This is a genomic window from Ruegeria sp. HKCCA5463 (assembly GCF_013034175.1).
GTDB lineage: Bacteria > Pseudomonadota > Alphaproteobacteria > Rhodobacterales > Rhodobacteraceae > Ruegeria.
In genome coordinates this window covers 137,148-160,859 of the sequence record NZ_WQFL01000001.1, presented here as the reverse complement: position 1 = coordinate 160,859, position 23,712 = coordinate 137,148, and the positions used below count along the sequence as shown (strand labels likewise).

Annotated in this window: 23 protein-coding genes; 4 read left to right on the top strand and 19 right to left on the bottom strand. The window is 60.4% G+C overall.

Annotated elements, in window-relative coordinates; all coding sequences use genetic code 11:
• Nucleotide 1: 1 nt before the first annotated feature.
• The 8 genes from murB to GOW09_RS00805 all read right to left on the bottom strand — a co-directional run bounded on the left by murB (nt 2) and on the right by GOW09_RS00805 (nt 5,959).
• Nucleotides 2–928: a UDP-N-acetylmuramate dehydrogenase gene (gene murB / locus GOW09_RS00840; protein ID WP_171114924.1), complete on the bottom strand. Its 927-nt coding sequence runs from the start codon at nt 926–928 to the stop codon at nt 2–4.
• Nucleotides 925–1,218: a hypothetical protein gene (locus GOW09_RS00835; RefSeq protein ID WP_171114921.1), complete on the bottom strand. Its 294-nt coding sequence runs from the start codon at nt 1,216–1,218 to the stop codon at nt 925–927. The genes murB and GOW09_RS00835 overlap by 4 nt, the downstream gene beginning before the upstream one ends.
• Nucleotides 1,219–1,242: 24 nt before the next feature.
• The gene (locus tag GOW09_RS00830) at nt 1,243–1,509 is read right to left on the bottom strand and encodes a DUF2484 family protein (RefSeq protein ID WP_171114920.1); all 267 of its coding nucleotides are present in this window, start codon (nt 1,507–1,509) and stop codon (nt 1,243–1,245) included.
• Nucleotides 1,506–1,754 (bottom strand): DUF2484 family protein, encoded by a 249-nt coding sequence (locus tag GOW09_RS00825; protein ID WP_152458658.1) that lies wholly within the window; start codon nt 1,752–1,754, stop codon nt 1,506–1,508. The genes GOW09_RS00830 and GOW09_RS00825 overlap by 4 nt, the downstream gene beginning before the upstream one ends.
• A gap of 76 nt (nt 1,755–1,830) precedes the next feature.
• Nucleotides 1,831–3,240: a UDP-N-acetylmuramate--L-alanine ligase gene (gene murC, locus GOW09_RS00820; protein WP_171114918.1), complete on the bottom strand. Its 1,410-nt coding sequence runs from the start codon at nt 3,238–3,240 to the stop codon at nt 1,831–1,833.
• Nucleotides 3,237–4,334, bottom strand: a complete 1,098-nt coding sequence (locus GOW09_RS00815; RefSeq protein ID WP_152458660.1) for a UDP-N-acetylglucosamine--N-acetylmuramyl-(pentapeptide) pyrophosphoryl-undecaprenol N-acetylglucosamine transferase — start codon at nt 4,332–4,334, stop codon at nt 3,237–3,239. The genes murC and GOW09_RS00815 overlap by 4 nt, the downstream gene beginning before the upstream one ends.
• Nucleotides 4,334–5,497 carry a putative lipid II flippase FtsW gene (ftsW, locus tag GOW09_RS00810; RefSeq protein WP_152458661.1) on the bottom strand — a complete coding sequence of 388 codons (1,164 nt, stop codon included), beginning with the start codon at nt 5,495–5,497 and terminating at the stop codon, nt 4,334–4,336. Before ftsW ends, GOW09_RS00815 begins: the two co-directional genes overlap by 1 nt.
• A gap of 168 nt (nt 5,498–5,665) precedes the next feature.
• Nucleotides 5,666–5,959, bottom strand: coding sequence for a putative quinol monooxygenase (locus GOW09_RS00805; RefSeq protein ID WP_171114916.1), 294 nt, complete (start codon nt 5,957–5,959; stop codon nt 5,666–5,668).
• Between the two features lie 146 nt (nt 5,960–6,105).
• On the opposite strand from GOW09_RS00805, the gene GOW09_RS00800 reads away from it, so the two are divergent.
• Nucleotides 6,106–7,287, top strand: a complete 1,182-nt coding sequence (locus tag GOW09_RS00800; protein ID WP_171116475.1) for an NAD(P)/FAD-dependent oxidoreductase — start codon at nt 6,106–6,108, stop codon at nt 7,285–7,287.
• Here the strand turns inward: GOW09_RS00800 and GOW09_RS00795 are convergent.
• From GOW09_RS00795 to mraZ, 10 genes are all read right to left on the bottom strand, one after another.
• Nucleotides 7,284–7,658 carry a glycine zipper family protein gene (locus tag GOW09_RS00795; protein ID WP_253284272.1) on the bottom strand — a complete coding sequence of 125 codons (375 nt, stop codon included), beginning with the start codon at nt 7,656–7,658 and terminating at the stop codon, nt 7,284–7,286. The two genes, GOW09_RS00800 and GOW09_RS00795, sit on opposite strands and share 4 nt — an antisense overlap.
• Before the next feature lie 105 nt (nt 7,659–7,763).
• Entirely contained in the window at nt 7,764–9,164 is a 1,401-nt protein-coding gene (murD, locus tag GOW09_RS00790) for a UDP-N-acetylmuramoyl-L-alanine--D-glutamate ligase (RefSeq protein WP_171114912.1), read from the bottom strand.
• Nucleotides 9,161–9,793: a hypothetical protein gene (locus GOW09_RS00785; RefSeq protein WP_171114910.1), complete on the bottom strand. Its 633-nt coding sequence runs from the start codon at nt 9,791–9,793 to the stop codon at nt 9,161–9,163. The genes murD and GOW09_RS00785 overlap by 4 nt, the downstream gene beginning before the upstream one ends.
• An 11-nt stretch (nt 9,794–9,804) precedes the next feature.
• A complete protein-coding gene (gene mraY, locus GOW09_RS00780; RefSeq protein ID WP_152458667.1) occupies nt 9,805–10,887 on the bottom strand; it encodes a phospho-N-acetylmuramoyl-pentapeptide-transferase in 1,083 nt (360 codons plus the stop codon).
• Between the two features lie 36 nt (nt 10,888–10,923).
• On the bottom strand, nt 10,924–12,318 hold the full coding sequence (gene murF / locus GOW09_RS00775; RefSeq protein WP_171114908.1) for a UDP-N-acetylmuramoyl-tripeptide--D-alanyl-D-alanine ligase: 1,395 nt from the start codon (nt 12,316–12,318) through the stop codon (nt 10,924–10,926).
• On the bottom strand, nt 12,315–13,814 hold the full coding sequence (locus GOW09_RS00770) for a UDP-N-acetylmuramoyl-L-alanyl-D-glutamate--2,6-diaminopimelate ligase (protein WP_171114906.1): 1,500 nt from the start codon (nt 13,812–13,814) through the stop codon (nt 12,315–12,317). Before GOW09_RS00770 ends, murF begins: the two co-directional genes overlap by 4 nt.
• A gap of 22 nt (nt 13,815–13,836) precedes the next feature.
• The gene (locus tag GOW09_RS00765) at nt 13,837–15,624 is read right to left on the bottom strand and encodes a penicillin-binding protein 2 (RefSeq protein ID WP_171114904.1); all 1,788 of its coding nucleotides are present in this window, start codon (nt 15,622–15,624) and stop codon (nt 13,837–13,839) included.
• Nucleotides 15,621–15,989, bottom strand: coding sequence for a cell division protein FtsL (locus tag GOW09_RS00760; protein WP_152458671.1), 369 nt, complete (start codon nt 15,987–15,989; stop codon nt 15,621–15,623). The genes GOW09_RS00765 and GOW09_RS00760 overlap by 4 nt, the downstream gene beginning before the upstream one ends.
• Nucleotides 15,986–16,981 (bottom strand): 16S rRNA (cytosine(1402)-N(4))-methyltransferase RsmH, encoded by a 996-nt coding sequence (gene rsmH / locus GOW09_RS00755; RefSeq protein ID WP_171116473.1) that lies wholly within the window; start codon nt 16,979–16,981, stop codon nt 15,986–15,988. Before rsmH ends, GOW09_RS00760 begins: the two co-directional genes overlap by 4 nt.
• A 4-nt stretch (nt 16,982–16,985) precedes the next feature.
• Nucleotides 16,986–17,489: a division/cell wall cluster transcriptional repressor MraZ gene (mraZ, locus tag GOW09_RS00750; protein WP_152458672.1), complete on the bottom strand. Its 504-nt coding sequence runs from the start codon at nt 17,487–17,489 to the stop codon at nt 16,986–16,988.
• A 968-nt stretch (nt 17,490–18,457) separates the two neighbouring features.
• Here mraZ and GOW09_RS00745 point away from each other — a divergent pair.
• Both GOW09_RS00745 and GOW09_RS00740 read left to right on the top strand, forming a co-directional pair.
• On the top strand, nt 18,458–18,682 hold the full coding sequence (locus GOW09_RS00745; protein ID WP_171114903.1) for a DUF1127 domain-containing protein: 225 nt from the start codon (nt 18,458–18,460) through the stop codon (nt 18,680–18,682).
• 373 nt (nt 18,683–19,055) lie between these two features.
• The gene (locus tag GOW09_RS00740) at nt 19,056–19,346 is read left to right on the top strand and encodes a DUF1330 domain-containing protein (RefSeq protein ID WP_171114901.1); all 291 of its coding nucleotides are present in this window, start codon (nt 19,056–19,058) and stop codon (nt 19,344–19,346) included.
• 4 nt (nt 19,347–19,350) lie between these two features.
• On the opposite strand, the gene GOW09_RS00735 is transcribed toward GOW09_RS00740, so the two are convergent.
• Nucleotides 19,351–21,744 carry an ATP-dependent helicase gene (locus tag GOW09_RS00735; protein WP_171114899.1) on the bottom strand — a complete coding sequence of 798 codons (2,394 nt, stop codon included), beginning with the start codon at nt 21,742–21,744 and terminating at the stop codon, nt 19,351–19,353.
• Nucleotides 21,745–21,923: 179 nt separating this feature from the next.
• Between GOW09_RS00735 and GOW09_RS00730 the strand changes: the two genes are divergently transcribed.
• Nucleotides 21,924–23,699, top strand: a complete 1,776-nt coding sequence (locus GOW09_RS00730; protein WP_171114897.1) for a diguanylate cyclase — start codon at nt 21,924–21,926, stop codon at nt 23,697–23,699.
• The last annotated feature ends 13 nt before the right edge of the window (nt 23,700–23,712 follow it).

The following is a 23,712-nucleotide window of genomic DNA, read 5'->3' as shown; positions in this document are numbered from 1 at the left end:
TTTATTCTGTCAGCGGATCACCGACCCGCATGATTTCCCACTCTAGCGTGATGCCGCTTGTTTCGTAAACCTTTTTTCGCACCTCTTCGCCAAGACCTTCGAGGTCGGCAGCGGTGGCCAAGCCGGTATTGATCAGGAAATTCGAGTGCTTCGGGCTCATCTGCGCACCGCCAAGGGTCGCGCCGCGCATTCCGGCGTCGTCGATCACTTTCCACGCCTTGAGATCATGCACGTCATCCGCCTGCCCGGTCGAAGAAAACCCGGCTGGATTGCGAAAGGTCGACCCCGCGCTGCGATCTTTGGTCGGCTGGGTTTCGTCGCGTTTTTTCAACTGTGCCTCCATACGGGAATGGAGGTCTTGGGGATTGCCTGAAGGGGCCTCGAACACAGCCGAAATCAGCACTGCGCCTTCCGGCAGGTCCGTCTGGCGATAACGAAAATTCAACTCTTCGGGCGTCAGGTCCACAAGCTCGCCTTGCCGGGTGACAATCGTGGCCTTGCGCAGAACATCCGCCGTGTAGCTGCCGTAACAGCCCGCGTTCATCCGCACCGCGCCGCCGATCGAGCCCGGAATGGTGCGCAAAAAGGTCAGGTCGACACCGGCATCCGCCGCCTTGCGCGCAACATGCGCGTCCAGCGCCGCAGCCCCTGCCGTAACCGTGTTGCCGTCAACCGAGATCGCGTTGAACCCGCGCCCCAGCCGGATCACCACGGCCCGCAGCCCCCCATCCCGAACGATCAGGTTCGAACCGACGCCCATCGGAAAGATCGGGGTTTCTGCAGGCAGCTCCCGCAGGAAGGCTTGCAGGTCTTCGATATCGGCAGGCTGGAACAGGTAATCGGCCGGGCCGCCGACGCGAAGCCATGTGAGCTCAGAGAGAGGCCGCGCCCGAGACAGGCGCCCTTTCGGAACGGGAAACGTTGTCATGCGTCTGCACGCACCGCCAGGCTGCGTCCGCCCACACCGCCCATGATCGCGGCGAACAGAAACGGAAGAACGCCGGCGGTCAGCCAGACCAGCGGGCCGAACGCATGTTCTTCTTCGTCGGTGCCAATACCGGCCAGCACCACGATCAACGCCAGCCCGACGGCCGAGGCCAGACCGATCAGCCACAACAAGCCGCGCAGGCCCAGCCAACGGCCCGCCGTGAAACCGGCGGCGGCACCTAGCAGGAAACAAAGAATTGGCAGATAGGCAAATGTGGCGACGGACGCCATGGCGGACCTCCTGAAACTGGCCGGTTATTCGTCAGCCGCCTTCATGCCCTGCATTTTCATCTTTGTCCAACGGGTCAGATAAATCACGGGCCAGCGCAGCACGGACATACCCATGGCCAGCACCAGCAAGCCGATCCACGGGCCGTTCTGATAGGTGACATACCCCAGAATCGGAATGCCCACGGCGATCAGGATATAGGCGCGTGTCCAGTGGTTGTCTTTGCTTGGGATCATTGCCAGCAGATTCGCGGAAACACCCCACAGACCGGCAAGGGCGATGGACCAGTTCATTCCATGACCTCCCCACGCACCCATTTTCGCCAGTAATACCGGATGGGGTTGCGGAACATCGAAACGAATCCGCCGAAGGCGAAAACCGACCAGAACCAACCGTGATCATAACCCAGCCAGACGATCAGAACCGGAGCGCAGATCAGCAGGGTCACGCCCGGCGGAAACTGCATTCGCATCGGCAAGAACGCCACGATCGTGGCGCAGATCACCCAAAGGGCGGCAAGGATCATCGAATAGTCCATCTGTCCCCTCCGAGGACATGCGGCGGCTGCGGGCAACTTTTTTCACTTTCAGGTTGTGCAACAAACAGAAGGGAAGTCAAACAGCTTGTTTTCGTTGCAATCTCTCGGGCAGACCATTGGCCCAGGCGCTGATCGTACCGGCCCCGAGACAGACGACGATATCGCCCGGGCGGGCCTGCTCGCGCACAAGCCGCTCAAGATCGTTTTCGTCAAACAGCGCGCGGGCGTGGCGGTGGCCGTGACGGATCAGGCCCTGCACCAGATCGTCGCGCGATGCGCCTTCGATCGGGTCCTCTCCGGCGGCGAAGATATCGGCGATGGCCACGACGTCGGCGTCATTGAAGCAGGTGCAGAAATCGTCAAACAGGTTGGACAGGCGCGAATAGCGGTGCGGCTGGTGCACGGCGATCACGCGACCTTCGGTCGCCTGTCGCGCGGCCTTCAGGACTGCGGTGATTTCAACGGGGTGGTGGCCATAGTCGTCGATGATGGTGACACCGTCGACTTCTCCGACCTTGGTAAAGCGGCGATTGACGCCACCGAAATTGGCCAGTGCCTCGCGAATTTCCGAGGCTTTCATGCCCAGATGGCGGGCAACAGCCACGGCGGACAAAGCGTTCGAGACGTTGTGGTCGCCGGGCATCGGCAGGGTGCAGCCTTCGATCACCTTGTCTTCGTATTGCAGGTGAATGTCGAAATGCGCGACGCCGCCCTTGTAGGTCAGGTTCTCGGCCCGCACATCGGCCTGCGCGTTGAAGCCATAGGTGCGCACGCGGCGGTCGGTGATGCGGCCGACAAGCGCCTGCACCTCGGCATGGTCGGTGCAACACACAGCCAGCCCGTAGAAGGGGATATTCGAGACGAATTCATGGAAACCCGCGCGCAATTTGTCGAAATCGCCCCAATGCTCCATATGCTCGGGGTCGATATTGGTGACGATTGCGATGGTCGCGGGCAGGCGGTTGAACGAGCCGTCGCTCTCGTCGGCTTCGACCACCATCCATTCGCCCTGCCCCATCCGGGCGTTCGAGCCGTAGGCATGGATGATGCCGCCATTGATCACGGTCGGGTCAAAATCCCCCGCCACCATCAGTTCGGCCATCATCGTGGTCGTGGTGGTCTTGCCGTGAGTCCCGGCGATGGCGATGTTGGATTTCAGCCGCATCAGTTCGGCCAGCATGTCAGCCCGGCGCACCACCGGAAGGCCGCGGGCACGGGCGCCGTCAAGCTCGGGGTTGCCCAGTTTGATCGCGGTCGAGACCACCACAACGGCCGCGTTTTCAAGGTTTTCCGCGCGCTGACCGACAAAGATTTCGGCCCCCAGACTCGCCAGCCGGTCGGTGATCTTCGATGCCTTCAGGTCCGAGCCCTGAACCTGGTACCCCAGATTGAGCAGCACCTCGGCGATACCTGACATTCCGATCCCGCCGATCCCCACAAAGTGAATCGGCCCTACGTCCTGCGGCAGTTTGGTTGCTGGGTTCATGTGGTCTCCTTCTGCGCCAATTGTTCGACAAGAGCGGTCAGACGCTCGGTGGCGTCAGGTGCCCCGACGGACAAGGCGGCATGGGCCATTTTCTGTGCGGCTTCGGGGTTCGTGAGAACCGTGGTGATTTGCTGTGTCAGCGCGGGAACGTCAAGAGCCTTTTCCGGGATCATGATGGCCCCGCCCGCCTGCACCAAGCCCCGTGCGTTGGCTGTCTGGTGATCTCCGGCGGCGGCGGCAAAGGGGATCAGAATCGACGGGCGCCCGATGACCGAGATATCGGCAACGCTGGACGCGCCAGACCGCGAGATCACCAGTTGGGCATCCGACATGCGACGGGGGACATCATCAAAGAAGGGCTGCACATCGGCGCGGATGCCGTGTTCGTTGTAGAAGGCTGTGACGCGCTCGCCGTCCTCGTCCCGGGCCTGATGTGCCACGCGGATGTGAGTGCGGATTTCTTCGGGCAGTGCGGCGATGGCACCGGGCACCACATCGCTGAGGATGCGTGCGCCTTGCGAACCGCCCATGACAAGGACCGACATCGGATAATCACCGGGTGGAATATAACCGGCCGCGGCGCGGTCCAGAACGGCGGACCGGACCGGGTTGCCGGTGTGGATGCCATGCGCGCCCTCGGGCAGGTCCGTGGGCCACACACCGCAGGCCACCTGCGCGACACGGGTGGCGAACAACTGGTTCACACGCCCCAGCACCCCGTTCTGTTCGTGGATCATGCGGGGGATTTTGAGCATGGTCGCAGCGCTCAGCGCCGGGATCGAGGGATACCCGCCGAAACCGACAACGACGTCGGGCTTGTCCCGCATCATCTGGAACACCATGCCAGCCACACCACCGGCGATCTTGGGGCCGGCCATGGCCTTGGCCGCCAGACCGCCACGCGCGAATGTGGCCGATGATGCCTCGACGATCTCAGTCGAGTGCGGGAAACCACCGGTATAGCGGGCGCCGCGCGGGTCGGTAGACAGGCGCACGCGCCAGCCCTTGTTCAGCATCGCCTCGGCCAGCGCCTGAGCCGGGAACATGTGCCCCCCGGTCCCGCCAGCAGCAATCAACAGGTATGGAGTCCCCATTATCCTCGTCCGCGCAGAATTTCGCCAAGCTCGCCCTGTGGGCGGGTTCGGGTGAAGGCCAGCAGCATTCCGATCGCAATACCCCCTGCAATCAGGGATGAGCCGCCATAGCTGACAAAAGGCAGCGTCATGCCCTTCGCGGGCAACAGACGAACCGCAACACCCATGTTGATCATCGCCTGCACGCCGAACATGCAGGCCAGACCGGTGCCCGCCAGACGGATGAACATGTCGCGTTCCCGCATCAGGCGCAGCAACGAACGTACCACGACCAACGAATAAAGCGCGATGATGATCAGCACCAGGATCAGGCCGTATTCCTCGGCCGCGACCGCGATGATGAAATCGGTATGCGCGTCCGGCAGCGACCACTTGACCTGCCCCTCACCCACGCCGACGCCGAACAGCCCCCCTTCGCGGATGGCGTTGGTGGCATAGCCCAACTGGGTGGTCGGATCGACCTCTTGATTCAGAAAGCCATCGATACGGCGGGCAAAGTGTTCAGAATTGGAATAGGCGAACATACCGCCCAGAACAACAAACCCGGCCATTCCGACCAGCAGCAGCATCGGCGCCCCGGCGACAAAATACATCACCCCCCAGCCGAACAGGATCAGGCAGGCCTGACCGAAATCAGGTTGCATCACCAGCATGCCGACAATCGCCATGCACAGGGCAAATGACCAGATCCGCCCGGGCGGGCCGTTGATCTCTTGTGAGGCAGCCAGCAGCCATGCAGCGACGACGATGAAGCCGGGTTTCAGAAACTCGGACGGCTGAAGCGAGGCGAACCCCAGCGAATACCAGCGCACCGCGCCCTTGCCAAAATCAGTTCCGAACACGGGCAGGAAAACCAGCGCCACGAAGGCCCCCAGAAAGCCCAGCACCGCCAGCCGCCGCACCAGCGTCGGCGACATCATCGAGGTCAGCAGCATCGCAATCAGCGCCAATCCGCCGAAGATGGCCTGACGTTCGACATAATGGAACGGATCGAACCCGTTTCGCCCGGCCAGCGGAGGCGAAGACGCCAGCCCCAGCAACAGACCGATGGCAAACAGGATCAGAACGCAGGACATCGTCCAGCGATCGATTGTACGCCACCATTTCGGTAGAATCGGTTCGCCGCGCTGGTCCTGGACCGCGCCATACACCATCTCAGTCATGAGATACCGCCACTCTCTGCCTCGTCAACGCCCCGTTTTCGGGGTCTGATTGAGACTCTACAGGGATTTTTGTGATTGGGCTAGTAGGATGACGGGACCGCTGGAGAAATTGTCCCCGGAAACGATGATCTGAGATTTGGTCTCTGTATCTTCAGGAGTGTCGGATCGCTAACCAACAAGATCGTAGTGCCTGATGGTTCTGGCCTCTACCAGCTCAGCCTCGGCGGGATCGATATGCGGACTTGTGTAATTCTCACCGACGAAGGCTTTCAGCGCATCCAGGCTGCTCCAAACCATTACAAAGCTGAACTCGCGCGGCGACTCCGTTCGCGGCGCGCCCGGCAGAACCTGCACGATCCCTTCGGTGTTTTGCATCAGCGGGATCGCGGTCTCGTGGAAGAACTTTGAGAATTCGGCCTCTTTTCCCGGCCGTACAGTTACTTGGAAAATACGCATGATCATTGCCGGACCCTCCTATACATGGGACAGATTTGAGATCCTTGGTGAAAGGAGTTTACCATAAAGCTGTGGGTTCTGATGAACTGCCCCCGTGCCTGCAAGACGCGCTGCCTCTTGCCATCCCGATTAATCCGCGCCATCCCCCGCCCATGACCTACGACACGATCATCCTTGGGGCCGGGGCTGCCGGCATGATGTGTGCGGCCCATTGCGGCGGGCGCGTGCTGGTGATTGATCACGCCAAGGCACCCGGCGAGAAAATCCGCATCTCGGGTGGCGGGCGCTGCAATTTCACCAACATGCATGCCGCGCCGGGCAATTTCCTGTCGCAGAACCCGCATTTCTGCAAATCCGCCCTTGCACGGTACACGCAATGGGATTTCGTCGATCTGGTCGAACGTCACAACATCGCCTGGCATGAAAAAACCCTGGGCCAGCTGTTCTGCGATGGCTCTTCGAAACAGATCATCCGGATGTTGCTGGATGAAATGAGCGGTGCAGGAGCAGTGCTGTGGGTTCAAACCTCGCTGCGTGATCTGCGCAAGACCGAAAGCGGCTTTGCACTGGAGGTGGAGCGTGACGGGCAACGGCAGCGCCTGACCTGCACCAATCTGGTGCTGGCAACGGGCGGGAAATCGATCCCCAAGATGGGCGCTACCGGGCTGGCCTATGACATCGCGCGCCAGTTCGGGTTGCGAATGACCGAGACGCGGGCGGCGCTGGTGCCGTTCACCTTCTCGGACGGGCGGTTCAAGGACCTGTCCGGTGTTTCACTGCCCGTGCGACTGTCGAATGATCGCGCCAGCTTCGACGAGGCGCTGCTGTTCACCCATCGCGGCCTCAGCGGACCGTCAGTGTTGCAATTGTCGTCTTACTGGCGCGAAGGTGAGCCGATCCGGGTGAACCTGATCCCCGACCTTCCCCTGCTGGATCTGTTGCGCGCACAGCGGCAAAGCGCGGGTCGCAAGGCGCTGACCACTGAACTGGCGCGGCATCTGCCGGCCCGGCTGGTCGATTATCTGTGCCGGGTCATTCCGATGTCCGGGAAGCTGGCGGATCAGTCGGACGCGAAACTGACCGAGCTGACCTCGGCCCTGTCTGCGTGGCAACTGGTGCCGTCGGGGACCGAGGGGTATCGTACCGCCGAAGTCACCTTGGGCGGGATCGACACGGATGACTTGTCCTCGAAAACGATGGAGGCCAAGGATGTCCCCGGCCTCTATGCGATTGGTGAAGCGGTGGATGTCACCGGCTGGTTGGGCGGCTACAACTTCCAGTGGGCATGGTCGTCAGGCCATGCCGCAGGTGTTGCAATTGCCGCAGGGCGTTAGCCTACGACGTTGTACCCGCGCCCACGCATGCAGTTGCGCACGATCACTTCCTTGTTCTGGTTTTTGTTGATGACGTCTGCGCCAGCACCTACCAGGGCACCTGCCACAGCCGCGCGACCAAGATTGTCGCTGCTGTCCTGAACGATCCCGGTAACGGCCGCGGCACCCGCTGCGCCAATTGCCGCGTTCCCTGCGGTAGAGCCATCAACGCCGCTCTGCGATGCCGCCAGTTGTTGGCATTGTTGCAGGTCCACGTTGTAGTTCGGACCGACCGGGCCGTCGACAATGGGCTGATAGTTGGCACCCGTATTGGTACAGGCCCCCGCAACAAGAATGGCAGGCAGGATCAGAGAAAGTCTACGAAATGGCATAGTCATAACCTCGTGTTGAATCTGTAGGCAGGCAAAACCAATAGTGATGCCGCGTCAAGCTGATAGCATCCAAGCTTGGCCCAGCCGGCGATCTATTGCAAATGGCTATTCCGTCAGCCTGAGCCTGACTTGCGTTGCAAAGTCATCGCCGCGCTGCTCAAAATTGTCATACTGATCGAAACTGGCGGCGGCCGGTGCCAACAGCACCGTGTCGCCGGCCTCGGCATCCTCCATGGCTTGTGCCACGGCGGCCTCCATCGTGGTGCAGACCTGCGCGTCTGCTTCAAGCTGCATCGCAAAACCGGCCGCTTCGCGTCCGATCACATACGCCTTGATGACCTCGCCCGCCGCCGTGTTCAGGGCTGATATGCCGCCCTCTTTCTCAAGACCGCCGCAAATCCATCGGATCTTTTTGAACGCGGTCAATGCCTTCAGGGCGCTGTCGACATTGGTCGCCTTGGAGTCGTTGACGTAGGTAACCCCATCGGCCTCGGCGATGATCTGGCTGCGATGCGGCAGACCCGGATAGGAATGCAGCGCATCCTCGATCACGCGCGGGGCAAGGCCCAGCGACCGGCAGGCGGCGTAGGCCGCGCAGGCATTCTGGTGGTTGTGTGTACCAGGCAGGCCCTTGATGGCGCGCAGGTCGATAGACCCCGCCTGCCGCCCCTTGCGGTATTCCGACAGGAACCCTTTGCGCGCAAAGACCTGCCAGCCCGGCCCGGTCAGTTTCCGCGCCACCGAGACACGGATCACCCGGTCATCCGATGGCCCTTCGGCCAGTTGCCCGGCCAAAAACGCACCTTCGGCTTCGTCGACGCCAATGATCGCGCGGTCGGGGCCGCCTTCGGAAAAGAGGCGCCGTTTGGCCGCGAAATATCCGCCCATGCCGCCGTGGCGGTCCAGATGATCGGGCGACAGGTTGGTGAACACCGCCACATCGGGGGTCAGAGCGCGGGCCAGTTCCGTCTGATAGCTGGAAAGCTCCAGCACCACGACCGAACCATCTCCGCCCGGATCGATATCCAGAACACCGCGCCCGATATTGCCCGCCAACTGCGCCTCGCGCCCGGCCTCGGTCAGAATGTGGTGGATCAACGCCGCCGTGGTCGATTTCCCGTTCGATCCCGTCACCGCAATCACGCGCGGCGGCGTGTCGTAACCGTTCCATTCCGCCCCCGCGAAGGAGCGGAAGAACAGGCCGATGTCATTGTCCACAGGCACGCCTGCATCCAGGGCTGCCGCCACCACGGGGTTCGGTTCAGGATAGAGATGCGGAATGCCCGGTGAAACGATCAGCGACGCGATGTCGTCAAACGCCCCGTGCTTGCGCAGGTCGGCGCAGGAGAAGCCCTCGCCTTCGGCGGTTTCACGGGCGGCCGGGTTGTCGTCCCAGCACACCGGTTCCGCCCCGCCCGCGCGCAGGGCACGTGCCGTGGCCAGACCGGACCGGCCCAGCCCCAGAACGGCCACTTTCTGCCCTGCAAAGCCTTTGACCGGGATCATTTGTTCACTACCGCTTTAATTTCCACAAGCACCTTGATCACAGGATCAGGTTTTTGAAAATCTACAGTCACTAATCCCCCCAAAAGCAATACTAGAGCAAAGTAAAGCCCAATCATTTGTACCAACACTGCCTCGCGATCGGTACGTCCGTCTAAACCTCGAAGCCTGTACCCCAGAATGGTAGTGGCACATTCCGCGACGTGCAGAACTGCAATGGCCAATACGAAAATCGCAATGGCTACAAGCCGACCTTCATCATTAAATAGACCCAAAAACACCACTGCTACAAAGATGGTCATTGCCGACCACAGTAAGAACTGTCGGCCAGCGAAAAGGGAACTGATCGATGTTTGCGGACGTGAAACAGATTTATTTTTTGTTAAGTTAGCGATCCATGCCAGAGAAGGAACCGTGACTAAACAGAAAACTGCCGCAGCTATCACCACTCCCCAGTAGTTGAGACTCAACTTAAAAAAAATCAAAACAGCTTCCAAAAAATGGAGCAATCCGTTCAACACCACTGGGTCAACAGCTAGTTTTACGAAAACAAAAGCTAGACCAGCTGACTGCAACCCAGTAGCAATCGCATAAATTCTTTCTCGGAATTCGATAGTATCTTCCGCCTTCACGTATTTGGCCTCTACCTTACCTTCAGCGTCGCCAGACCGATCATCGCCAGGATCAGCGAGATGATCCAGAAGCGGATCACGATGGTCGGCTCGGCCCAGCCTTTTTTCTCATAGTGGTGATGGATCGGGGCCATCAGGAAGACCCTCTTGCCCGTGCGTTTGAAATAGAGGACCTGAATGATCACGCTCAGCGCCTCGACCACGAACAGGCCGCCGACCACGGCCAGAACCAGCTCGTGCTTGGTGGCCACGGCGATGGCACCCAGCGCGCCGCCCAGGGCCAGCGATCCGGTGTCACCCATGAACACTGCCGCCGGAGGAGCGTTGTACCAGAGAAACCCGAGGCCGGCCCCGAACAACGCGGAGGTGAATATGAAGATCTCACCGGTGCCTGGGACGTAATGCACATCGAGATATTCGGTAAAGTCGACCCGACCCACCGCATAGGCGATCACGCCCAGGGTCGAGGCTGCGATCATCGCTGGCATGATGGCCAGCCCGTCCAGACCGTCGGTCAGGTTCACCGCATTGGCGGCCCCCACGATCACGACAATCGCAAAGGGGATATAGAAGATTCCCAGATTGACCAACGTGTCCTTGAAGACGGGTACAGCCAGTTGGTTCTGCAAGGCTTCGGGATGGTGCAACGTCGCCCAAAGCGAGGCCAACACGGCGATGATCACGCCCAACGCCAGGCGCATCCGGCCCGAGACCCCTTGCGTATTCTGTTTTGAAACCTTGGCATAGTCGTCCGCAAATCCGATGGCCGCATAAGACAAGGTCACAAAAAGAACCATCCAGACATACGGGTTGTCCAGCCGCGCCCAGACAAGGGTTGACGTGACCAGAGCCCCTACAATCAGCAATCCACCCATCGTCGGCGTGCCTGCCTTGGAAAAATGCCCTTCGGGGCCGTCGTCACGGATCGGCTGGCCTTTGCCCTGTTTCTTGCGCAGCACGTTGATCAGGGGTTTTCCGAAGATGAATCCAAAGATCAGCGCGGTCATGAAGGCGCCGCCTGCGCGGAAGGTGATATACCGGAAGAGGTTCCAGAAATCCCCTCCGTCCGACAGAGCGGTCAACCAGTACAGCATGACAATACCTTTCTCACACGAGGCGCGCGGGCAAGTTCACCCATCAAGCGCGCCCCCTTGCCCCATTTTGCGCAGACCGTCAACAATCGCGGCCAACGCCATGCTGAGTGAGCCCTTGGCGAGCACCGTGTCTCCATCCCGGATCAAAGCAGGCAGATGTTCCGCCATTTCCGCACTGGTTGCGAACCAGAGCCCACGTTTCTTCTCGGGCAGCGCGTGGTGCATCGCCTGCATCAACGGCCCGATGCAATGAACCTGATCCACCCGCGCCATCGCCTCGATATCCGCCATGGCGGCATGCATGGCCTCTTCCTGGGCGCCCAGTTCCTTCATGTCACCCAGAAACGCAATGCGGCGGGTGCCTTTGGAGGCGGCCAAGACATCCAGCGCAGCCTCCATCGAGGTCGGGTTGGCGTTGTAGCTGTCATCCAAAAGCTCGATCTGCCCACCCCCTGACAATGGCAAGCTTTCGCGTACCCCACGCCCCTTGACGGGTGACCACGCTGGCAGGCCCGCGATGGCCTGATCCAGATCGACCCCCAATTCGACGCAGGCCGCCAAAGCGCCAAGCGCGTTCATCGCGAAATGCGTGCCGGCGGAGTTCACCTCGAATTGAATCACCTGATCACCGACCAGTGCCCTGGCCTTCACTGCGTTGGACTCGGGTTGAACATCGGTCAGCCGGTAATCCGCCGCGCTGCGCCCAAAATCAACAATCCCCGCCCCATGCGCCTGCGCTGTCTGGCGCAGGATGTCCGCGTGGTCGATATCTGCATTGACGATCGCAGCCCCGCCAGGTTCAAGCCCTTCAAAGATCGCCGCTTTTTCCCGGGCAATACCAGCCACCGACTCGAAAGCCTCCAGATGCACTGCCGCCACGGTCGTCACCAGCGCCACATGCGGGCGGGCCTGTTCGGCGAGCGGGGCAATTTCACCGGGGTGATTCATGCCGATCTCGATCACCGCAAATTCCGTATCGCGAGGCATCCGCGCGAGGGTCAGGGGCACGCCCCAATGGTTGTTGTAACTGGCGACGCTGGCGTGGGTTTTCCCTTGGGTTTCCAGAATTGTCGCCAGCATTTCCTTGGTCGATGTTTTACCCACACTGCCTGTCACGCCGACCACGCGCGCATCCGTTCGGGCCCGTGCCGCTTTCCCCAGGGCCTCTAGCCCCGCCTGCACGTCTTTGACGATCAGCAGAGGAGCCCCGTCCGGTACATCGTCCGGAACACGGGAAACCAGTGCGGCGCCCGCCCCTTTTTCCAGCGCCTGTGCCACGAAATCATGCCCGTCCCGCGCCGCTTTCAGCGCCACGAACAGATCGCCGGGTCGAAGAGTGCGGGTGTCGATGGATACGCCATTTGCGGTCCAGTCGGTCGTCGCCTGACCGCCCGTCGCCGCGGCCGCTTCGGATGCAGTCCAGAGCGTCATGCGACCCTCCCGTCCAGCGCTGCAACGGAAATGCTGGCCTGTTCCACATCGTCGAAGGGCAGAACCTGATCCCCCACGATCTGACCGGTTTCATGCCCCTTTCCGGCGATCAGCAGCGCATCACCGGGTTGCAGCGCATCGATGCCGCGCAGGATGGCCTCGGCGCGGTCGCCGACTTCGGTCACGCTGGCGTCGCCTGCTGCCTCTGACGCGCCTGCCATCACGGCCGCGCGAATGACTGCGGGATCTTCGCTGCGCGGGTTGTCATCGGTGACAAAGACCACGTCTGCATGGTTGGCTGCCGCCCTACCCATCAAAGGTCGTTTGCTAGCGTCGCGATCCCCGCCCGCACCGATAACGGCAATCAGACGGCCCATCACATGCGGGCGCAGCGCCTTGAGTGCCGTGGCAACAGCATCAGGCGTGTGGGCATAATCCACAAACACCGCCGCTCCATTGTCACGCGTGGCGGCCAGTTGCATCCGCCCGCGAACCGTCGTCAGATGGGGCAGAGTTTCGAACACCCGTTCGGGGCTGTCCCCGGCAGCGATCACCAGCCCACAGGCCAGCAGGATGTTTTCGGCCTGGAACCCGCCGATCAGGTTCAGGCGGGTCTGGAACGTTCGGCCCTGCCACGCAAAGCGCAGGTCTTGCCCCGTGGCGTCGAACCGCTGGTTGATCAGACACAGGTCGGCATCGCCCAGCCCCACCGACAGCACCGACTGGCCGCGCATCTCGGCGATCCGCCGGACCTGGGCCCCTTTCGGATCGCTCAGGTTGACGACGGCCGTTCCATCCTGCGGCAAAACCCGGTCGAACAGACCGGCCTTTGCGTTGAAATAGGCCTCGAAGGTTTCGTGGTAATCCAGATGGTCCTGCGTGAAGTTGGAGAAACCGGCGGCAGTCAGGTGAACGCCATCAAGGCGGCGCTGTTCAAGGCCGTGGGACGAAGCCTCCATTGCGGCATGGGTCACGCCGTTCTCGGCCGCCTCGGCCAGACAGCGGTGCAAGGTGATTGGCTCGGGTGTGGTATGGGCCAGTGGCGCTGTCCACGCACCTTCAACCCCGGTGGTGCCGAGGTTTACGGCGGCGTGGCCAAGCGCGGACCAGATCTGCCGGACGAAGGTGGAAACAGATGTTTTGCCGTTCGTTCCCGTGACGGCCACGATGGTTTGCGGCTGCGCGCCGAACCACAGCGCCGCGGCACCGGCCAGCGCCTGACGCGGGTCTTCCACCACGGCCAGCGCTGCGTCCGAAGCTGCCAGTTCGGCCTCGGCGATCTCTGCCCCTTCGGCATCGGTCAGGATTGCAGCGGCCCCCATGCGCAGGGCAAACTGAATGAACTCTGCCCCATGAACGCGGGACCCGGGCAGCGCGGCAAACAGGAAGCCCTCCTTCACCTCGCGGCTGTCAACGGCCAGACCAGTGATATCCGGGTTTGCGCCCTCTCTTGCGGTCAGGGCCAGCTGGCTGAGTTTCTTCGTCCTTGTGCCCATGACCCACCTCTTGCCGGACAGCCTAGTTTGAGGTCAGCGTTATAGCAGCGCCCGCCTCAGGCTCAAGCCGGGGACGCAACCCCAACAACGGTGCGACGCGGCCGATGAGTTCGGCGGCAACAGGCACGGCGGTCCAACCGGCCGTGCGGCGTTTTTCACCGTAGGCCACAATCGAAGGCTCGTCCAACGTCACGATCAGAACGTATTGCGGATCGTAGGCCGGGAAGATCGTCGCAAAGGTGGCAATGACCTTGTCATCATAGTACCCGCCGCGCGGTTTGGGCTTGTCGGCCGTACCGGTCTTGCCCGCCACGTCATAGCCCTTGACCTCGGCGAAACTGGCGGTGCCGTCCGTTACCACTTTGCGCAGCATCTTTTGCGCCTGCCGTGCAGTGTTCTGCGACATGACACGAGGCCCGTATTGCGGGCCGTTCTGGCGCAGAATGGTCGGGCTGACGTAATGCCCGCCATTGGCAATCGCCGCGTATCCCGCGGCCAGATGCATCGGGCTGGTCGACAGGCCATGGCCATAAGAAATTGTCACGGTACTGAGCTCGCCCCATTTTTTCGGCTTCAGCGGCACACCGCCCTTGGCCTCGACAATCTCGAATGGGGTCGGATCGAACATGCCAAGCGCGTCCAGAAACTCCTGCTGCCGTTTGGCCCCGATTTGCAAGGCCAGACGCCCCGTGCCTCGGTTCGAGCTGTGGACGATCACATCTGCCACGCTGATCTTGCCGTAATTTTTGCCGTTGAATTCGCCGATGGGAAAGCGGCCGATCTTCATCGGCCCGGACGTATCGATGATGGTGTTCGAATTCACCAACCCAAGTTCAACGGCCTGGGCCGCGGTGAAAATCTTGAAAACAGATCCCAGTTCATACACGCCTTGTACATAACGGTTGAACAGCGGGCTGTCCGAGGGGTCAAAGCCCGAGGTCGGCGGGCGCGGACGGTCATTCGGATCAAAAGAAGGCAACGAAGCAGCGGAAATAACCTCGCCCGTATGCGCGTTCATCAGAACGGCCGAAGCCCCCTTGGCGTTCATGATCTTCATACCGCCGTAAAGAACCTGTTCAACTGCGGCTTGAATCGTCAGGTCCAGCGACAGTTGCAGCGGCTTGTTACCGTTGGCCGGATCGCGCAGATAATCGTCGAACTGCTTTTCCACACCAGCCACGCCGATCACTTCGGCGGCGCTGACGCCTTCACGACCAAAACCGGACCCGCCCAGGATATGAGCGGCCAGCCGCCCGTTGGGGTAAAGCCGCATTTCACGCGGGCCGAACAGGATGCCGGGATCACCGATGTCGTGCACGGCCTGCTTCTGCTCGGGCGAAATGCGTTTCTTGATCCACAGGAATTTGCGGTTGCCGGTGAAGTCCTTGATCAGCCGCTCTTTGTCCAGATCAGGAAAAATCGCAACCAACTGCTCTGCAGCGGCGACGGGATCGATCATCAAAGGGGGCTGCGCGTAAACGGAATAGGTGTCCAGATTGGTGGCCAGTATGCGCCCTTCGCGATCGACGATGTTGGCGCGCTGCATGGCAATCGCTGCTCCCGGCGCGCTGGCCAGAGGCTCTTGTGCTTCCGAGGTCGCCAACATGCCCATGCGGAAGCCGACAATGGAAAAAGCGCAGAAGAAGAACAGGCCCAGTACCAGCAGACGCCCTTCGGCGCGGGCGCGGGCGCGATCTTTCATATCCTCGTGACGCTTGCGGATGTTCTCGCGCTCGATTGCCTTGGGGTTTTCGCCCCTGGCGCGGGCATCAAGGATTCGGGCCAGAGGGCGCAGAGGGGTGCGGGTCATGGAATTTGCACCTCGCCCAAAGCCTGAATGTCAGTGATGGCCTGCAATTCAATCGGATCAACGACGGGCAGGTCCGGGTCTTCGGCATAGGCGATCTGATCCGCGCGTCCGAACTGCTCGGCCCGCAACGGCAGCAGACCAAGGCGTTCAAAGTTCAGGTCGGCCAGTTCGCGCAGCCTGTCCGGGCGGTTCAGATAGGCCCATTCCGCGTTCAGAACGGCCAAGCGCACCTGTGCCATTCCGATCTCGCGCTGCAAAGACTGGGTTTCTTTTACCACTTGCTGGGTCCGATAGTTTTCCTGATAGGCCCACAACGCCAACCCGAACACGGACAGAGCAGTCAACACATACAAAACACTCTTCATCTTGCCCTTCCCCCCAGTTGCGGCATCCCGATGGCCCGCGCTTCAATTTCCCCCGCCGGAGCATCGGTTCGGATCGCCACGCGCAGTTTGGCCGAGCGCGCGCGCGGGTTTTCCTGCAATTCCTGTTCGTCAGGCCCTACCGCCTTGCGGGTCTTCAGTGTGAATTGCGGCTGTTCCTGTTCGATCTCGGGCGCATAGCGGTTCGCGCGCCCCGTCTTGCCCGCGCGGGACTGGAAAAACCGTTTCACCATTCGGTCTTCAATGGAGTGGAAAGTGACAACGGCCAGTTGCCCGCCGGGCTTCAAAGCACGTTCAGCGGCCATCAGCCCCTGAAACAGTTCTTCATATTCTGCATTCACGGCGATCCGCAGCCCCTGAAAGCTGCGCGTGGCCGGGTGGGATTGACCCGGTTTAGGACGCGGCAGGCAGGATTCGATGATCTCGGCCAGACGCAGAGTCGTGGTGATCGGCTCTTCCGCGCGCGCTTTGACGATCGCCCTGGCAATCCGGCGGCTGGCGCGCTCTTCACCATAGTGGAACAGGATGTCGGCCAGTTGCGCCTCGGTCGCGGTATTGACCAGATCGGCGGCGCTTTCGCCATCCTGGCTCATGCGCATGTCCAAAGGGCCATCCTTCATGAACGAAAATCCACGGTCGGCCTGGTCCAGTTGCATCGAGGAAACGCCAAGGTCTAGAACAACGCCGTCCAGGTTCTGCGCATATTCATCCATACGAGAAAACACGCCGGGCTGCATCACCAGCCGGTTGCCGTAGGTACCCGCCCAGTCTGTCACCATCTCAAAAGCCAGCGGGTCGCGATCCACGCCAATCACCTTGTCGGCCCCGGCCTCCAGCAATCCGCGGGTGTACCCGCCTGCGCCGAAGGTTCCGTCCAGCCAGACGCCCGTGACCGGCGCCACCGCCGCCAGGAGCGGGCGCAGCAAGACAGGGATGTGAGGAGCGTCCGGTTTTGGGTGATCCGCGGCCGCCATGCCGTCACCCGCCCTCGACTTCATCGAGGAATTGCAAAGGATCAACATCGTCGCCAAGGCCGTCCAGCCATTCCTCGGTCGCCGCCAATTCTTCGGATTCGTAGGTCTCGGGCTTCCAGATCTGAAAAGTATCCCCGGCGGCGATAAAAAACGCCTCGCCCTCAAGGCCAATCTTCTTGCGCAGCTTGGCCGGCAGCACCAGCCTCCCGGTTTCATCGACATTGGTCGGGAAGGACTGCCCGTGGAACAGGCGCTGCAACATCTTGCGCTTCATCGAACCGCGAGGCAGCGCGTCGATCTTGGCATCGACCTCGTCGATGGCCTGCATGGTATAGCATTCCAGGTATTTGCGGCGATGATCCCCGTAGACGATCACAAGCTCTGGATTGTCGCCGGGCTGCCAGTTGGGATCGGAGGATTCAAGCACGCGGCGAAACGAGGCCGGGATCGACACCCTGCCTTTCGCATCCACCTTATGGTGGCTTTCACCTCTAAACCTGCGCGCCAAGACGACTGTCCCTTTCGCTTGCGCCCCACTTGAAATTCGCGTTCCCCCCGGATGAAAAACGGCGGGTTGATCTGCTGCCACTGATCAACCCGCCGCATTGACCCGCTTTGCGGGATGTCCAGCTGCACGCGCCACCTGGGGGGATGTCTGCTCGCCCGCGCGCCGGATCTCTTGATTGATGAAAGCGAGATGCCTGTATGAAACCTGATTATTTTTGGTCGGGGTCGTTTGGTGCCCCTGCTGCCTCGTCCTCATCGGATGTATTAGGGATGCCATGGGAATTCATGGAAATCAACAGGAATTTTGCGAACCGTGTTCCATGAATCACGCTTCAGGAACAATACTATCATGAAACTTGAACGCAATAACACCAACTATAGGCCAAAGCGACACAACACCCCCTAGATATAGATGATTTGAGGCTGAAATTTTTTTTCCCACGATTTCCCAAAAAATCTAAAGAATTGCCGTTTTGATTGGAAAAACCCAGCATCCTTGGGCAGCGATCTCGCAGAATCATTCGCTTTTCGCGCGCAATTCCGACGGGACTTCGCCCCCGACAACCACATCGGCCCATGAAATCCCGTGGCGTTCAGGCAGTACGCCCTACGACCTGCGATACCGGTAAACTGGGCAACAGGGAATAGTTGAACCGCCGCGCTTTGCCTGGCGCTTCGGTCACACGCACGTCCAAAATCGTTTTATTGCGCACAAATTCCAGCCAACACCGCTCAATTAGAGGGCAAGCCGTGGGAAGGCCATGTTTCCGCTGTCACCCGTGACCCAAGGGAAGGCCCAATGTTTCAAGGCGCATTTCGAGTTGAAGGAAAAAACTGAACCAATCTATGCGCTTGCTGCATAGCAGCATTGACGACGCGACCTATTGTGCAATCGCAGCATTTGCCTATTTTCAACCTCAAGCAAGGGCCGAGCGTAATCGGCAAAGTAGATAAATACGGATGATGAGCATGGCAGTCGCAAGCACACATACAGCCTCGAAGAGCGCACCGGCGTTCGGACTCGCAACTTTGATCGAAAACGCAAAGGCGCGTTTTGCCCGCTATCGTATGTATCGCCAGACCGTCAATGAGCTGGCAGGGCTGTCGGACCGTGAACTGGCCGATCTGGGCCTGCATCGGTCCATGATCCGTCGAGTGGCCATGCAGGCCGCCAATGATCACATTGCGCAATAAGCGCGCCACGAATACCGAGATCAGGCCCTTCCTCCTCCCTTAGGGTCTGTTATCAGCGGCAACGTCTCTCCTCCTCCCTGACGTTGCCGCACCAAATACCGGCCTCAACCCGCCGGATCCTGATACATCGAGGCTCTCCTCCTCCCTGCCTTGATGTTGAAAGCGCGCGGCGACGCCTTCCTCCTCCCTGACGTCGCCGCGTCTTCTCCATACCGGGCTCAAACCCGGGTTCGAATACATCGGGGCTCTCCTCCTCCCTGCTCTGATGTTGACAAGACGGCGGTTCCCCTTCCTCCTCCCTGGGAACCGCCGTTTTTTTGTTTTTCTGACATAGGTGTAAGATGGCCCTCTGATTTCTGATCCGGAGGAAACAATGGCCGCCTGTTTCATCGCGCAGATCGACATCCACGACCCGGATGGGTATCAGGATTATCTGGCAGGTTTCATGCCGATCTTCGACCGTCACAAAGGCCGCCTGCTCACGGTCTCATCGAAACCGGTCGAACGGATCGAAGGCGATTGGCCCGAAGGTGGCATTGTGCTGATGGAGTTTCCGGACCTTGCCGCGGCGAAAGCCTGGAAAGACGACCCTGATTACATCGAGCTGGCGAAGATCCGGCAAGCCACCGCCTCGACCAATCTGGTTCTGGTCGAAGGGATATGACGCCTCAGAACGGGACGTCATCCTTGTTGGTCAGAAAACGTGAGACCACTTTCTTTGTGCCTGCCTTGTCGAACTCGACTTCGACCTTGTCGCCCTCGATCCCGACAACCGCGCCATAGCCGAATTTCTGGTGGAACACCCGTTCCCCCAGCGTGAAACTGGCCACTGCGGTCGCGTCGATCACCGTGTTGCGGGATTCGCGCGGCTGCGACATGCCGTATTGCCCCTGCCGCGCCTGCATCCGCCTCCAGCCCGGCGAGTTGTAGACATTCGCTTCGGCCGCACGGGTTTCAATGCCCGCAGCGGGCTGGCCGCCACCATAGAGACCCGGAGGCGTAAGGACCTCAACGTGATCTTCCGGCAATTCGTCGATGAACCGGGACGGCATGGAGTTCTGCCACTGCCCGAACACCCGCCGGTTGGCGGCAAAAGAAATGGTACACACTTCTTCGGCACGGGTGATGCCGACATAGGCCAGGCGCCGTTCTTCCTCGAGCCCCTTGAGCCCGGATTCGTCCATTGACCGCTGCGAGGGGAACAGCCCGTCTTCCCAGCCCGGCAGGAAGACGGCGGGAAACTCCAGCCCCTTGGCCGCGTGCAGGGTCATGATCGAAACCTTGGCGCCGTCGCTGTCCTGTTCGTTGTCCATGACCAGACTGACATGTTCCAGAAACCCTTGCAGGTTCTCGAAATTGTCCAGCTGGTTCACCAGTTCCTTGAGGTTTTCAAGGCGCCCCGGCGCTTCGGGTGTCTTGTCGTTCTGCCAGTGGGTGGTATAGCCGGATTCGTCGAGAATGATCTGCGCAAGTTCGATATGCGTATGCTCGGGTGCGCCGAACCGCATGGGCGAACCGTCATCGATCACCGAATCGTCGTCCACCTCGATCCGTGGCCCACGCGTCATCGCATTCCAACGCGCCAGACCGTCGATCAGTTCGCGCAGCGCCTTGCCTCCCTTGCCCTTGATCAGCCCGTTGTCGACCGCAATCCGAGCCCCTTCGACCAGTGACACCCCATTTTCGCGCGCGGTCATCTGGATGGTTTGCTGCGCCTTGTCACCCAGGCCGCGTTTCGGCGTGTTTACGATTCTCTCAAACGCAAGATCATCCTCGGGGCTGACCACCAGCCGGAAATAGGCCATGGCATCGCGAATCTCCATCCGCTCATAGAATCGCGGGCCGCCGATCACCTTGTAGGGTAGACCGATGGTCAGAAACCTGTCTTCGAAGGCGCGCATCTGGTGGCTGGCGCGCACGAGGATGGCGATCTCATCAAGGTTCATCGGGCGAATACCCCGCGTACCGCCCTGCATCGCGTCGATCTCCTCGCCGATCCAGCGGGCCTCTTCCTCGCCATCCCAATGGCCGATCAGATTGACCTTGTGGCCTTCCTCGGCTTCGGTCCACAGCTCTTTGCCCAGACGGTTTTCATTGCCGCGAATGACGTTCGACGCGGCCGCCAGTATATGCGGGGTCGAGCGGTAGTTCTGTTCCAGCCGCACCACATGGGCGCCTTGAAAATCTTTCTCAAAGCGCAGGATGTTACCCACCTCGGCCCCGCGCCAGCCATAGATCGATTGATCGTCATCCCCCACGCAGCAGATGTTCTTGTGCCCGCCAGCCAGCAACCGCAGCCACAGATATTGAGCAACGTTTGTGTCTTGATACTCATCCACGAGGATATAGCGGAACCAGCGCTGGTATTGCTCCAACACGTCCGGGTGGGTCTGGAAGATCGTAACCATGTGCAGCAGCAGGTCGCCGAAATCCACCGCGTTCAACTCACGCAGACGGGTCTGGTATTGAGCGTAAAGCTCAATGCCCTTGCTGTCATAAGCCCCGGCATCGGCGGCTGGCACCTTGTCGGGCGTCAGCGCACGGTTCTTCCAATCGTCGATGATTCCCAGCAACATCCGCGCAGGCCAGCGTTTGTCGTCGATATTTGCGGCCTGCACCAACTGCTTGAGCAGGCGCAACTGGTCGTCGGTATCCAGAATGGTGAAGTTCGATTTCAAATCGACCAGTTCCGCATGGCGGCGCAGCAGTTTGACGCAGATCGAATGAAAGGTACCCAGCCATGGCATCCCCTCAGCAGGCTGCCCCAACAGGCGGCCCACCCGTTCCTTCATCTCGCGCGCGGCCTTGTTGGTGAAGGTTACCGACAGAATCTCATTCGGACGTGCGCGCGCAGTGTTGAGAAGATGCGCGATCCGGGTGGTCAGAGCCTTGGTCTTGCCCGTCCCGGCACCTGCCAGCATCAGAACCGGTCCGTCCAGACGCTCGACCGCGTCCCGTTGTGCCGGGTTCAGATCATCCAGATAGGGCGAAGGGCGCACGGCCATGGCCCGCGCCGACAGCGATGCGCCCTCGAAGGCGTCCATTTCGTCAAAACTGCTCATGGCCCCAAACTACGCCGGATAAGCGCGAAGGGAAAGGGTTTGTTCACGGCTTGTTCACAGACTTTTCGCACTTCTTTTTACATTCAATTATCAACAAACACGCCACCGCGCCGCATCCCCGTTAACTCTCTGTCAAATCCTGACTGGAATGTTTGGCAGAGTGTAGTGGGAGCGGACAAATGAAACAGGCGGAACTGACGGGTCAGTCCTCGAGGCTTAAAATGATGGGCGTGGCCCTGATACTGCTCGCGCTGACGGCAGCAGCGGGCTGGGGAATCTATGCCGCCCCGGCGCCAGTGGTTGATCGCATGCTGGAAGCAGACCTGCGAAAGAACGCGATGCGGATGAGCCGCCAGGTCGAAAGCCATCTGAACGATCTTGAACAGACATTCCGTTTTCACGCATTGACCGATCATGACCAGGAGTTTCTGGAGCTACTGCCCGAAACCACGGACATTTACCGCTTCAAGCTGTTCGATGCTTCGGGGCAGGTGTTCTGGTCGACCCGAGCCAGCGACGTCGGGTTCGTGAATACAAAACCCTATTTCCAGTCGATCGTCGCCGCTGGGGGCCTTTTTTACAAACACGAAGAGAAGCCGATTACCGAAGTTGATTCCTTTGTTGTCGACAATTCCCGGGATACGGAACTGAGCAGCCGCCATGTGGCCGAGGTCTATACGCCGATCATCAAGGATGCGACGTTCATGGGCGCGATCGAGTTCTATTCCGACATAACCGACCTGCGGAACCTGTTCATCACGCGCGTTCGCCTGTCTCTGGCGCTGCTGAGCGGGGTCGCCCTGCTGGCGCTGACGACTGTCATCCTGATTGTCCATCGCACCAACCGTCGTCAGGTTCGCGACCTTCGCAAACGGGCCCAGAAAGAGAGGGAGCTGATGGACGAGCAGCTGCGCCTGGCCCGAGAGGTCCGCCTGCTGGGTGAATTGAACGAATGGCTGCAATCAAGCCGGTCGCTGGATGAACTGTTCGACATGGTGTCTCGCTTCATGACCCACATCCTGCCAGAGGCCGAAGGCAGCGTGTATGTCTATTCAAACTCACGCGATGTGCTGGATGGCTGCGCCAGCTGGAACGGTGGAACTCATAAATCCCACATTCACCCCGAAGGTTGCTGGGGCTTGCGGCGCGGCCGGACCTACGAGTTCGGCGCATCCGAGATTGATTTTGTATGCGAACACGCCGAACCGCATGACGGGCGGCCCTATTTCTGCTTTCCCATTCTGGCCCATGGCGAAACCGTTGGTCTTTTGCATCTGCGGGCACTGGAGGGGCGTGAAGACTGCTTCAACAAGAGCCGCAAGCTGGCCCAATTGTGCGCCGAACAGATCAGTATGGCGATCGCTAACGTCCGCATGCGGGATCAGCTTCACGACCAATCGGTACGAGACCCCCTGACCGGGCTGTTCAATCGCCGCCATATGACCGAGACGCTGCGCAAGTCCATCAGCCGCAGTCATCAGACGGGCGCCGCGCTAAGCCTGATCGCCGTGGACGTGGATCACTTCAAGAAGTTCAACGATACTCATGGGCATGATGCGGGCGACATGGTATTGCGCGCCGTCGGCGCCGCCCTGGAACAAGGGTGCGACCGGGACGAAGTCGCCTGCCGCATAGGGGGTGAAGAGTTCATGCTGATCCTGCCTGACAACAGCCCCGAAGATGCCGTGACCCGCGCCGAGCAACTGCGCCAGGCGGTTGAAGCCGTAACCGTACGATATGGCGAGAAGGCCTTGCCGCGCATTACGATATCGGTCGGGGCCGCACACTACCCGGCCCACGGCACCATGCCGCAGGACCTGATGCGCGCGGCAGACGATGCGCTTTATGTCGCCAAGGACAAGGGGCGCAACCAGGTGCATGTTGCAAGCGGCACCAGGAACCAGACCAAAAATGCGCCGCCTGAACACCGGCAACCACCTAAGGATGCAGCTTAAAAAACTTGCCGAA

Excerpts from the sequence above, each read along its gene's own strand:
- murB (WP_171114924.1), bottom strand. The coding sequence starts at position 928 with ATGACAACGTTTCCCGTTCCGAAAGGGCGCCTGTCTCGGGCGCGGCCT.
- GOW09_RS00835 (WP_171114921.1), bottom strand. The coding sequence starts at position 1,218 with ATGGCGTCCGTCGCCACATTTGCCTATCTGCCAATTCTTTGTTTCCTG.
- GOW09_RS00830 (WP_171114920.1), bottom strand. The coding sequence starts at position 1,509 with ATGAACTGGTCCATCGCCCTTGCCGGTCTGTGGGGTGTTTCCGCGAAT.
- GOW09_RS00825 (WP_152458658.1), bottom strand. The coding sequence starts at position 1,754 with ATGGACTATTCGATGATCCTTGCCGCCCTTTGGGTGATCTGCGCCACG.
- murC (WP_171114918.1), bottom strand. The coding sequence starts at position 3,240 with ATGAACCCAGCAACCAAACTGCCGCAGGACGTAGGGCCGATTCACTTT.
- GOW09_RS00815 (WP_152458660.1), bottom strand. The coding sequence starts at position 4,334 with ATGGGGACTCCATACCTGTTGATTGCTGCTGGCGGGACCGGGGGGCAC.
- ftsW (WP_152458661.1), bottom strand. The coding sequence starts at position 5,497 with ATGACTGAGATGGTGTATGGCGCGGTCCAGGACCAGCGCGGCGAACCG.
- GOW09_RS00805 (WP_171114916.1), bottom strand. The coding sequence starts at position 5,959 with ATGATCATGCGTATTTTCCAAGTAACTGTACGGCCGGGAAAAGAGGCC.
- GOW09_RS00800 (WP_171116475.1), top strand. The coding sequence starts at position 6,106 with ATGACCTACGACACGATCATCCTTGGGGCCGGGGCTGCCGGCATGATG.
- GOW09_RS00795 (WP_253284272.1), bottom strand. The coding sequence starts at position 7,658 with ATGCCATTTCGTAGACTTTCTCTGATCCTGCCTGCCATTCTTGTTGCG.
- murD (WP_171114912.1), bottom strand. The coding sequence starts at position 9,164 with ATGATCCCGGTCAAAGGCTTTGCAGGGCAGAAAGTGGCCGTTCTGGGG.
- mraY (WP_152458667.1), bottom strand. The coding sequence starts at position 10,887 with ATGCTGTACTGGTTGACCGCTCTGTCGGACGGAGGGGATTTCTGGAAC.
- murF (WP_171114908.1), bottom strand. The coding sequence starts at position 12,318 with ATGACGCTCTGGACTGCATCCGAAGCGGCCGCGGCGACGGGCGGTCAG.
- GOW09_RS00770 (WP_171114906.1), bottom strand. The coding sequence starts at position 13,814 with ATGGGCACAAGGACGAAGAAACTCAGCCAGCTGGCCCTGACCGCAAGA.
- GOW09_RS00765 (WP_171114904.1), bottom strand. The coding sequence starts at position 15,624 with ATGACCCGCACCCCTCTGCGCCCTCTGGCCCGAATCCTTGATGCCCGC.
- GOW09_RS00760 (WP_152458671.1), bottom strand. The coding sequence starts at position 15,989 with ATGAAGAGTGTTTTGTATGTGTTGACTGCTCTGTCCGTGTTCGGGTTG.
- rsmH (WP_171116473.1), bottom strand. The coding sequence starts at position 16,981 with ATGGCGGCCGCGGATCACCCAAAACCGGACGCTCCTCACATCCCTGTC.
- GOW09_RS00745 (WP_171114903.1), top strand. The coding sequence starts at position 18,458 with ATGGCAGTCGCAAGCACACATACAGCCTCGAAGAGCGCACCGGCGTTC.
- GOW09_RS00740 (WP_171114901.1), top strand. The coding sequence starts at position 19,056 with ATGGCCGCCTGTTTCATCGCGCAGATCGACATCCACGACCCGGATGGG.
- GOW09_RS00735 (WP_171114899.1), bottom strand. The coding sequence starts at position 21,744 with ATGAGCAGTTTTGACGAAATGGACGCCTTCGAGGGCGCATCGCTGTCG.
- GOW09_RS00730 (WP_171114897.1), top strand. The coding sequence starts at position 21,924 with ATGAAACAGGCGGAACTGACGGGTCAGTCCTCGAGGCTTAAAATGATG.